A 10,919-nucleotide genomic window follows, 5' to 3' on the forward strand; every position below is an offset into this window, starting at 1 on the left:
TGATGAAAATCGTTCGTATAGTATTGCGTCTTATGTAAAAGGAAGTATATTCCTGTCACAATTGGTTTATGTGATTGGACAAGATAATTTGGACAAAACCTTGAAAAAATACTACCAAGATTTCAAATTTAAGCACCCATCGCCAAATGATATTAAGAGAACAGCAGAGCGTGTTTCGGGAGCTAACCTAGACTGGTATTTGGTAGATTGGACCGAAACATTAAACACTATTGATTACGGAATCAAAGACGTAAAAGAAAACGCAGACAAAACAACAGTAACGCTAGAACGTATCGGTAGAATGCCAATGCCTATTGATTTATTGGTTGAATATACAGATGGTACTCAAGAGAGTTTCTATATCCCGTTACGTATGATGAGTTTCGAAAAAGAAAATCCAACTCCTGCTATTACAAGAACCGTTCTTAATGATTGGGCTTGGGCTTATCCTACTTTTGAATTTAATATTTCAAAAACTAAGGCATCAATTAAGAAAATTACCATCGACCCAAGTGGTTTAATGGCCGATATCAAACAAAGTAATAATGTTTATGAAGTGAAGTAATATTTCATAAAATGTAAAAAAGGCTCTTTTAAAATGTGACGTTTTAAAAGAGACTTTTTTTTAGAGAAAATCATTGGGAGGTGTCACCATAAAGAGAAGGGACCAACTCATCGTAACGGTGAGTTGGTCCCTTCTCTCTATGCTGTCGGGCTATACGCGCTACTTCGGTAGCTTGCTGCTATCCCTCACCCGCATATATCAGCATTAGGATAAACTTAGAAATTTAGAATTTCAATGAGATTATGGGAGTCTTTGAATTGTCTTAAACCTCAATAGCAACAGCTTCAGCTTCTTTTGAGATTAATTCAGATTTGGTTTTCCTGAACGGAAATAATTTTCGGTAACTCAAAATTCTCCAAAGCCATTCTATTGGACCATAATTGAATTTGGAAAGCCACCATTTGCTAACAAACAATTGAATAATAAATACCGAAACCGCCAACACAAAATAGAACCAAAAAGGCATAGTGTTGTATAATTTTAGCCCAATTCCCGAAAAAATGAGTGTTGCCAGTACGTTTTGGACGATGTAATTCGTCAACGTCATTTTACCCGAAAGTCTGAAATAGGCAAAAATAGTTTGCAGTTTATCATGATTATACAACATACAAATTCCTGAGGCAATACAAAGCATTGTACTTAAAACCAACCAGTAACCGGGTCTGAAATAAGTGGGAAATGTAAGGTCATACGCCATTGTTGTTTTGAAAATGGAAATCAACACAAGTGTGATTGACAAGTTGATGAAAAAGATCTTTTTTAAAGCTTTTTTCATTTCTGACAGGCGATTGAAAAAGTTTATTTTTTGAGCATAAAACCCTAACAGCATACAGGCAAGCATCACAATATGGCAAGTTATGGCATAACCCGGACTAACCATTTGACCATAATAAGTACCTAATAAGTTGAATTTAAAAATATCAAACCAATTACTGGAATGATATAGTAGCAAGTATTTAGGGTCCGAAAACACATCAGGAACAGCATATTTAATTGTATTGACATAACCTGCAACAATTGGAATTATTGTTATAAGTAAGATGCTAATTTTAAGAATTGTCTTTGCCGAACATTTGTAAAACAACAATAGAATAAGACCCAGAAAGGCATAATCTTTCAATATATCACCCAGCCAAATAGCCGAATTAAGAAAAGCCAACACAAAAAGAATCAACATTCGCCACGCAAAAAAGCCAACTGGATTCTTACCCTTCTCCGCTACATTTTGGATCAGAATGGCAAAACCATAACCAAATAGAATGCTCAACAAAGTCCAAGACTTGGCTGCAAATAAAATTTCATGGATATCGCTAAGGACTTGTGAAAATGCATCTTTGGTATTCGAGCCAATGGGTAAACCAATGAATTTATAATCGACATAATTGCCCATGACAACTCCAAGTAAAGCCCAGCCTCTTAGAATATCAACAATTGCGGTTCTTTTAGTATCTTCAATCGGTTTATAGGTGTTGTTCATGTTTTAAAATTAAGAAGTGGTTTAGTTTTGGTTTTTAAAAGCACCCAAATGTAGGAAAAATAAAAAATCACCAAGTAAGATTTTTAAATATCTTATTGGTGATTTTTATGTGGTATGTTAAATGTTATTCAGCTACCTCATGCAAATGCCTGATAATTTCGGAAATTAGTCCCGTCCATCCTGTTTGGTGATTGGCGCCTAAACCTTTACCGGTATCACCATCAAAATATTCGAAAAACAAATGGTTTTTATTGAAAAGAGAATCTTCCTGAAACTTTTTATATTCGCCATACATAGGGATTTTTTTATTGACACCGGGAACAAATAGCGCTAATAATCTTTCGGCAACACCTTCGGCGGCTTCTTGTAAATTTACCAACTCACCCGATTCGGTTGGAAATTCGACCTTGAAGTCTTTGCCATAATAACTATGAAATTTTTCCAATGAATCCAAAATCAAATAATTCATGGGAAACCAAATAGGACCTCTCCAATTGGAATTTCCGCCAAACATGTCTCCAGTGGCTTCGGCTGGAGTATAATCTACTTGGATGATACCGCCTTCATGTTTGAATTTATACGGATGTTCTTTATGGTATTTGGATAAAGAACGAACTCCATAATCCGACAAAAATTCCTTTTCGTCAAACATACGCTTGAGTATCATTTTCATTCGATGCCCCCTAAGCGTAGAAAGCAAACGGGTTTCGCCTTTCCCGGGGTTGTACCAGCTGGATACCAAACTGGCCAAGTCTGGCCGATTTTTCAAGACCCATTCTACACGGCGTTTGAATATCGGCAATTTTTCGAGTAATTCAGGGGTTAAAACTTCGACTGCAAATAGAGGAATCAACCCTACCATCGAACGGATTTTTAACAATTCGGCATCCCCATTTTCTTTATGGAGCATGTCATAATAAAACTGATCCTCTTCGTCCCAAAGATTCACTTTATTGTCTCCCAAAGCTTGCATAGCTCCCGAAATTTGGAGAAAGTGCTCAAAGAATTTGGATGCCATATCTTGATAAACGGGATTTTTCAGGGCTATTTCACAGGCTATCCGTAGCATATTTAGACAGTACATCGCCATCCAGCCGGTACCATCGGCTTGTTCCAAGTGACCTCCTGTGGGCAAATCGGCGGAGCGGTCGAATACCCCAATATTATCCATTCCGAGGAACCCACCCCCAAATACGTTATTTCCGTTTTTATCTTTCAAATTCACCCACCACGTAAAATTGAGCAGCAATTTGTGAAAAATACGTTCCAAGAAAACAGTGTCTCCAACACCATTATTGGCTTCTTTGTCAATTTCATATACTTTCCAGGTTGCCCAAGCATGAACGGGCGGATTGACATCCGAGAACGACCATTCATAAGCCGGGATTTGTCCGTTCGGATGCATATAATATTCCCTAAGAATAACGGATAATTGCCTTTTGGCAAAATCAGGATCCAATCTGGCCAAAGGCAAGGTATGAAAAGCTAGATCCCATGCTGCAAACCAAGGATATTCCCATTTGTCCGGCATAGAGAGAATGTTGGACGTATACATGTGTTTCCAGGCACTATTGCGTCCCTCTTTCCGATTGGCGTCAGGTCTGGGAGTTGATGGATCACCTTTCAGCCATTCAAAAACATTATAATAATACCATTGTTTTGTCCAAAGCATTCCTGCATAGGCTTGTCGCTGAATGGATTTTAATTTTTCGTCTTTTACTCCCTTTTGAAGAGGAGCATAAAATTCGTCGGCTTCTTCGATTCTTTGTTTAAAAAGAGCATCAAAATCTTCAAAGGGTTTTTCTGGGTTGGTATTTGTGAACCGTAGACGGTATTCTTTTTTGCCAAGTGGAGGAATGAAATCATCATAATGAACCGACGCTTTGGTGCCAATGGCGTCTGGATTTATGCTAGTTCGTTTTTGATTGATAATATAATCGTTAATTCCATCTTTGGCATAAGTAGATTGAGCGGGCGATTTATATAATTTTTCAAAATTTGTTTTGTTGTCACAAAACAAAAGATCTTTAGCATTTTCTGCATATAGATTGAAGTGACCCACCAATCGGTGATTGACTTCTATGTGTGACTTTTCGACTCCAGTTAAAGTAGGTTTGTGTTTGTAGTTTTCATACCCCCAACTCCAGGTATTCCTGAACCAGATGGTAGGCAAGACCGTAATGGGAGCTATTACTTTGGAACGATTTTCCACTGTTACCTTGATTAATATGTCTTGCTCTTCGGCTTTGGCATATTCTATGGTAATATCGAAATATTCATCTTTGTCAAAAACGCCCGTGTCCAGCAATTCATATTCAGGTTCCAGACGACTACGCTTTTTACTTTCCTCTATTAATTTTTCATAAGGGAAAACGGCGTGAGGATACTTATAAAGCATCTTTTGGTAAGAATGGGTAGGTGTAGAATCTTGGTAAAAGTAAATTTCTTTGACATCCTCGCCATGATTGGATTCGGCTGGAGTTAATCCAAAGAAGCGCTCTTTTAGGATTCGGTCTTTGTGGTTCCAAAATGCAAAAGCTAAACAGATGTGTTGTTTGTTATCGGAAATACCCCCAATCCCTTCTTCGCCCCAGCGATACGCTTTGGAACGAGCCATGTCATGAGTAGTGCTTCCCCAAGCATAACCACTTTGCGAATAATCTTCCCGAACGGTTCCCCATTGTCTTTCGGTTAAATAGGGACCCCACTTTTTCCAGCCTTTGTTATCGGTTCTTAGCTGTAAACGTGCTTTTTCGGCATTGTTTTTTGGATCTCTTTCTGGCATACCCTTTGTAATTTGTTTCTAGTTGCAATTTAGACAAAACACGTATAAAAACGGGTATATAATTGGCAAAAATAAACTACCATAATTAATGAAAAGTTATTTATGAATTGTTTTATTTACAGAATTGGTGTAAAACCTGGATTTGTTTGGTTTGATTTCATCGTAATGTTGTCTTTCTTATAACGGCGATTTAATTCGGTAACGAAATGTATCTGGATTACGCAAAGGTTGCGTGAGGGACAGGAGCAAGCTACCGAAGTAGCGCGGATTGCCCGACAGCATAAAGAAAAAGGACCGAATCACCGGTACAGTGAGTTGGTCCTTTTTCTTTATGGTGACATGCCCCAAAGGTTCTAATAAACCATTGTTGACATGAAAAATTTTTTACAATGAAAATTCTTCTGTATCTTGTTCTGGAGTTGCGGTGGTGTCTTTGACTACTGCCGCTCTTGGAGCATAACAATCTACTTTGATGGAAAGATTTTTAGGTCTTTCGAAATCTTCTTTGGATACTGTTAAGGTTTTGTCGTCATAACATTTATTCATGAAATATCCCCAGATAGGTAATGCCATTGCGGCTCCCTGTCCATACGTAAGGCTTTTGAAATGTGCCGAACGGTCTTCACAGCCAACCCAAACACCTGTTACTAGGTTAGGTACCATTCCCATAAACCAACCATCGGATTGATTTTGAGAGGTTCCTGTTTTTCCGGCAATTGGATTGGTAAACATATATGGATATCCTGTCCAACGTTTGTCTCCATTACCTCCACCTTGAGTTCTCAATCTTGCTCCAGAACCGCTTTCGGTAACACCTTCCAGTAGTTTAATGATGGCAAATGCAATGTCTTTGTTCAAAACATCATGGGACTCCGGAATAGGTTCGTAGATAACTTCACCACTTTTGTTTTCGATTTTGGACAAGAACTGTGGTTTGGTATAAACACCTTGATTAGCAAATGTGCTGAAGGCTGCTACCATATCTTCTACGGTTATCTCTACAGCTCCCAAAGCGATGGAAGGTTGTGTAACGATTTCAGATTTTACACCTAACTTGTGGGTTAGTTCAATTACGGCTTCTGGGCTTACCTTGTCAATTAATTTTGCAGATACGGTATTGATGGAATATGCCAATGCCTGCTTTAAGGTAACCATTCCGCGGTAGTTATTATCTGAGTTTCTAGGTTCCCAATCTTCGGTTACATGGTGACGGCCTTTTCGAATTATAAAAGGGCCATCGAGTATGGAATCACAAGGAGACATGTTTAATTGTTCTATCGCTGTAGCGTAAACAAATGGTTTGAAAGTTGAACCAACCTGTCTGGCTCCTTGTCCTACGTGGTCGTACTGGAAATATTTGTAATTAATACCACCAACCCAAACTTTGATATTACCCGTTTGTGGTTCCATGGACATCACTCCCGCTTGTAAAAAGTGTTTGTAATAACGGATGGAATCCATTGGTGTCATGATGGTGTCCCTTTCTCCTTTCCAGGTGAAAACCGTCATTTTTGTTTTTTCATTAAAGGATTTTATGATTTCTTCGTCACTTTTGTCCTGATCTTTCAAAATAGCCCATCTACTGGACGATTTCATTGCCTGATTGATAATACGTTGGGTTTCTGCTTCTGAAATGTTTATGAAAGGAGCATTTTTATTGTCTTTATTTTGAATAAAAAATTCTTCTTGCATATTGGCCATGTGGGCAGCAACTGCTTCCTCGGCATAAGCCTGCATTCTTGAATCAATAGTGGTGTAGATTTTAAGACCATCTTTGTAAATGTCATAATCAGAACCATCGGGTTTTTTGTTTTCTTCTACCCATTTCTTCATGTAATCACGAAGGTATTCTCTAAAATAAGTTGCAGTCCCTTCTCTATGACTTTCCAATTTGAAATGCAATGTGATTGGAAGGCTTTGCAATTGATGTTTTTGGTCTTCGGTGATGAGGTTTGCTTTTTCCATTTGCGAAAGCACCACATTTCTACGGTTTTTTACTCCAACTGGATTTTTCACCGGATTATAAAGTCCTGAATTTTTGAACATTCCGACTAAAATAGCCGATTCGTCAATGGTTAAATCTTTTGGTTCCTTTGAAAAATAGGTTTTGGCGGCAGAGCTAACTCCTACAGAATAGTTTCCAAAATCATACACATTGCAATACATTGCTAGGATTTCGTTTTTGGTATATTGTCTTTCCAAACGAATTGCGATAATCCATTCTTTGGCTTTTTGTACTATTCTAAAAGGTAAAAATTTTGACCCTTCACCATGAAATAACTGTTTTGCTAATTGTTGAGTCAATGTACTGGCTCCTCCACTGGTTCCCAAACTGGCAATGGCCCTTAGTGTTCCTCTTCCGTCGATACCTGAATGCTCGTAAAAACGGGCATCTTCGGTAGCCACTAGGGCTTGAACAAGATTTTTTGGTAAATCAGAATATTTTAATGCAGAACGGTTTTGTTTGAAATATTTACCAAGAACGACTCCATCTGACGAGATGATTTCGGTGGCAAGATTGGAATCTGGATTTTCCAGATCTTCAAATGAAGGCATGGATCCGAATAAACCCCATGAGGCAAACAGGAAAAATAAAGCAATGATTCCCAATCCATAAAAGTAAATTTTCCAAAATTTTCTGGAATAATATTTAACATCTTTAACGACGCCTTTTGTCTGAGTGTTACTTTTTTTGATAGCCATAATCTTGTTCTAATCTTTATTTTCTATTCTAAAACCTACTTCAGTAATTCCGTCTAAAAAAGTAACTCCTGGCACTTTTCCGTTTTCTCTTACCGCTTGTTTGATATGTACTTTGTATTTTCCTCTAAAACGAACATTCTCTTTGTAATAGAGTTTACTTTCTTTAATATCAGTAAAACCATCTCCCAATAATGTTCCGTCAGGTTCTGCCATCTGGTATTCCAAAGTATCAACTTTAGTGTAGCCATTTGGACTTTCCAAGGACACAATTAGAAAGAGATTATTGTATTTGTAATTGTTATTGTCTCTTAAATTTACAAACAAATTATATCTTTTTGTCGAATCCAAAACGGGTAAATCAAAAGTGACTATGCTGTCTTTATGCCAAGCGCTTCCTACAGATTTATACTCATCAAAAACCCTTTTTTTATCACATGAAAAAAGGAGTACTGCCACCAAAAGCAGTAAAAGACTATTCTTTATTCTCATTTTTTTTAATAATTATTGGTTTTCTAGGTTGCTCTGGTTTGTTTTCGGCACTAGGAGCAGGACGATTGTTGTTTGGTTTCTTACGATTTTTATTACGATTTCTATTGCCGTTATTACCGTTCGGATTTTCCTTAGTTGGATTCTCTTTGTTGGCAACGTTTGCGTTTGTATTGCTCGGAGGATTGCTTTTTTGAATACTTGGTTTGTTGGTATTGTTGGCAACAATCACATTTTCACCTGCAACTCTAGGTTTTTTGTTTGGTTTTTTCTTTCTTTTAGGTTGGTCAAAACGCGTTAAACTTTCTTGACCCATCGCATTGTTGAAATTTTGTTCCGGTTCTGCAACTACTTCAATAGCATAGTCTTCAAGTGAAGAAACTTTATTTTTTAGTTTATTTTCAGCAATAATTTCTTTGACTTGGTCAATTTTTAGGATATGCCAGTTGGCGAAATTATTGGTGTAGGCAAACCACATTAACCCTTTGAAAATATCTTGTTTTTGGCAAATAGCATCCCCTTTTTCAGTAATCAATTTGGTGTCAAACTCAGGAAAGTCTTTTAGGGCATCCATGTAAGTGTCCAGTTCGTAGTTCAAACAACACTTCAGTTTTCCGCATTGACCAGCCAGTTTTTGTGGATTTAAAGACAGTTGTTGGTAACGCGCTGCCGAAGTATTCACACTTCTAAAATCCGTTAACCAAGTCGAGCAACATAATTCTCTACCACAAGAACCAATTCCTCCCAAACGAGCGGCTTCTTGACGGAAACCGACTTGTTTCATCTCGACTCTTGTGCTAAATTCTTTAGCAAAATCTTTAATCAAAAGCCTAAAGTCGACTCTGTCATTGGCAGTGTAATAGAAAGTGGCTTTGGAACCATCGCCTTGAAATTCAATATCCGAAATTTTCATTTCCAGTTTTTGTGCAATCGCCAATTCGCGCGCACGAACCTTCATAGGTTCTTCTTTGTTTCGGGCTGTGGTCCAAATATCGATATCTTTTTGGGTAGCTTTTCGATATACTTTTGGAACTTCATTGCTTGAAGGATTGACACCTTTTTTCTTCATTTGAATTTTAACCAATTCTCCTGTAAGTGTCACAATTCCAATATCATGTCCTGGTGAAGCGACAGTTGCCACTATATCACCCATACTCAAAGTCAAATTCTCGGTATTGCGGTAAAATTCCTTTCTACCGTTTTTAAAACGGACTTCCACACAGTCAAAAGGAGCTTCACCATTGGGTAAACTCATGTTCGAAAGCCAGTCAAAAACCGTTAATTTATTGCAGCTATCGGTGCCGCAAGTCCCATTATTTTTACAACCCTTTGGTGCACCACCATCTGAAGTTGAACAACTTGTACATGCCATAATGCTATATGTAGTATTGCTATAAAAGCAATTTAAGTTCTTAATATGTTTAATCTGTAAAGGTACTATTTTTTTAGTTTATGTTACAAGAGTTAAAAATCCCAATAAATCATAAAATTATACTAAATAAATAGATGATTGCAACGGGAAAAGAAGGTGTTTTTACATTAATAATGGTGTTGAGCAAACCAGAAAATAATCTGGTTTATGATTAAAAAACGTTTTTTGTTTTATGTTTTGAAATTATCCTATTTTGGGTTAAACAATTGTTAATGTTTGTTTTATATATTAAATCGCTGGTTATTTCTTACGGTTTGTTATTATTTTTTTTATCTTTATTACTTTCTTTTTTTACAGTCGTTTTTTTTACAGTTTATTAATTTAAAAATTCAGTAATTATGAGTAAGAAAATTGTATTATCATTTGTAGCAACAGTATTACTTTATTGCTGTAGCTACGCTCAACAACCCACTTTCAAGGGTGTAGTGAAATTAGACGTACGTGAGTCCACCCCAGATTGGAAACCTTATATTCGTAAGAAGGCCCCAGAAGGAGCCCCCAATGTTCTCTTTATTCTTTACGATGACACAGGATTAGCGGCCTGGTCTCCTTATGGAGGAAGAATCAATATGCCAACAATGGATAAATTAGCGGCCGATGGTTTAACCTATACACAATGGCATACCGTGGCCCTATGTTCTCCAACACGTTCTTGCATTAATACGGGTCGCAACCATAACCTGAATGGGATGGGTTCAATTACCGAAGGAGCTAATGGATTTCCAGGATACAGCTGTCAATTGCCTCCTCAAGCAGCTACGATGGCACAGATTCTTAATGAAAATGGATGGAGTACTTTTTGGTTAGGAAAGGACCACAATGTTCCAGAAACGGATCTTTCGGCTGGAGCCAATAAAAGCCAATGGCCGCTTCAACAAGGGTATGATCGTTTTTATGGATTTATCGGTGGAGAAACCAATCAATGGTATCCAGATTTAACAGAAGACAACCATGCTATCGAACAACCTTATGGACCCGAAAAAGGTTATCATTTATCTAAAGATTTAGCCGACCAAGCTATCAAAATGATAAGTGATCAAAAATCAGCAAATCCTTCTAAACCTTGGTTTATGTGGTATTGCCCAGGTGCAAATCATGCACCTCACCAAGCACCAAAAGATTATATCGCAAAATACAAAGGAAAATTTGATGATGGATATGACGCGTATCGCAAATGGGTATTGCCTCGTATGATTCAAAAAGGAATTTTGCCTGCCGGGACTAAATTGACTGAGTTTAATCCGATGCCAAAAGATCAAGAAAATCCTGCCGATTTTGTTCGTCCATGGAATACATTGAGTGCTGATGAAAAAAAATTATTCTCTCGTTTATGCGAAGTGTATGCCGCATTTTCTGAATATACGGATGTTCAAATTGGACGAATTATCGACCACTTGAAAGCGACAGGTCAGTATGATAATACCGTCATTATGTATGCTTCAGATAATGGAGCCTCAGGAGAGGGTAGTCC

General features: G+C 37.6%; 7 protein-coding genes. 2 read left to right on the forward strand and 5 right to left on the reverse strand.

Translation table 11 applies throughout. The features are described from left to right. Positions 1-565, forward strand: a 565-nt coding sequence (locus VFS71_RS07910; protein ID WP_326400386.1) for a M1 family aminopeptidase, incomplete at its 5' end; no start/stop codon positions are given. A 262-nt stretch (positions 566-827) separates the two neighbouring features. Here the strand turns inward: VFS71_RS07910 and VFS71_RS07915 are convergent. The 5 genes from VFS71_RS07915 to VFS71_RS07935 all read right to left on the reverse strand — a co-directional run bounded on the left by VFS71_RS07915 (position 828) and on the right by VFS71_RS07935 (position 9,388). Then, positions 828-2,042, reverse strand: coding sequence for a DUF418 domain-containing protein (locus VFS71_RS07915; protein ID WP_326400387.1), 1,215 nt, complete (start codon positions 2,040-2,042; stop codon positions 828-830). Positions 2,043-2,166: 124 nt separating this feature from the next. Further along, entirely contained in the window at positions 2,167-4,827 is a 2,661-nt protein-coding gene (locus VFS71_RS07920; protein WP_326400388.1) for an MGH1-like glycoside hydrolase domain-containing protein, read from the reverse strand. Between the two features lie 384 nt (positions 4,828-5,211). After that, positions 5,212-7,530, reverse strand: coding sequence for a transglycosylase domain-containing protein (locus VFS71_RS07925; RefSeq protein WP_326400389.1), 2,319 nt, complete (start codon positions 7,528-7,530; stop codon positions 5,212-5,214). Positions 7,531-7,539: 9 nt separating this feature from the next. Next, entirely contained in the window at positions 7,540-8,019 is a 480-nt protein-coding gene (locus VFS71_RS07930; RefSeq protein WP_326400390.1) for a gliding motility lipoprotein GldH, read from the reverse strand. Next, positions 8,003-9,388 carry a regulatory iron-sulfur-containing complex subunit RicT gene (locus tag VFS71_RS07935; protein WP_326400391.1) on the reverse strand — a complete coding sequence of 462 codons (1,386 nt, stop codon included), beginning with the start codon at positions 9,386-9,388 and terminating at the stop codon, positions 8,003-8,005. Before VFS71_RS07935 ends, VFS71_RS07930 begins: the two co-directional genes overlap by 17 nt. Before the next feature lie 398 nt (positions 9,389-9,786). Here VFS71_RS07935 and VFS71_RS07940 point away from each other — a divergent pair. Next, positions 9,787-10,919: sulfatase-like hydrolase/transferase (locus VFS71_RS07940; protein ID WP_326400393.1), on the forward strand; the 1,133-nt coding region annotated here is incomplete at its 3' end.

Source organism: Flavobacterium sp. (assembly GCF_035760125.1).
Taxonomy (GTDB): Bacteria; Bacteroidota; Bacteroidia; order Flavobacteriales; family Flavobacteriaceae; genus Flavobacterium.

Coding starts and splice junctions, on each gene's coding strand:
- VFS71_RS07920 (WP_326400388.1), bottom strand. CDS start 4,827: ATGCCAGAAAGAGATCCAAAAAACAATGCCGAAAAAGCACGTTTACAG.
- VFS71_RS07935 (WP_326400391.1), bottom strand. CDS start 9,388: ATGGCATGTACAAGTTGTTCAACTTCAGATGGTGGTGCACCAAAGGGT.
- VFS71_RS07925 (WP_326400389.1), bottom strand. CDS start 7,530: ATGGCTATCAAAAAAAGTAACACTCAGACAAAAGGCGTCGTTAAAGAT.
- VFS71_RS07915 (WP_326400387.1), bottom strand. CDS start 2,042: ATGAACAACACCTATAAACCGATTGAAGATACTAAAAGAACCGCAATT.
- VFS71_RS07930 (WP_326400390.1), bottom strand. CDS start 8,019: ATGAGAATAAAGAATAGTCTTTTACTGCTTTTGGTGGCAGTACTCCTT.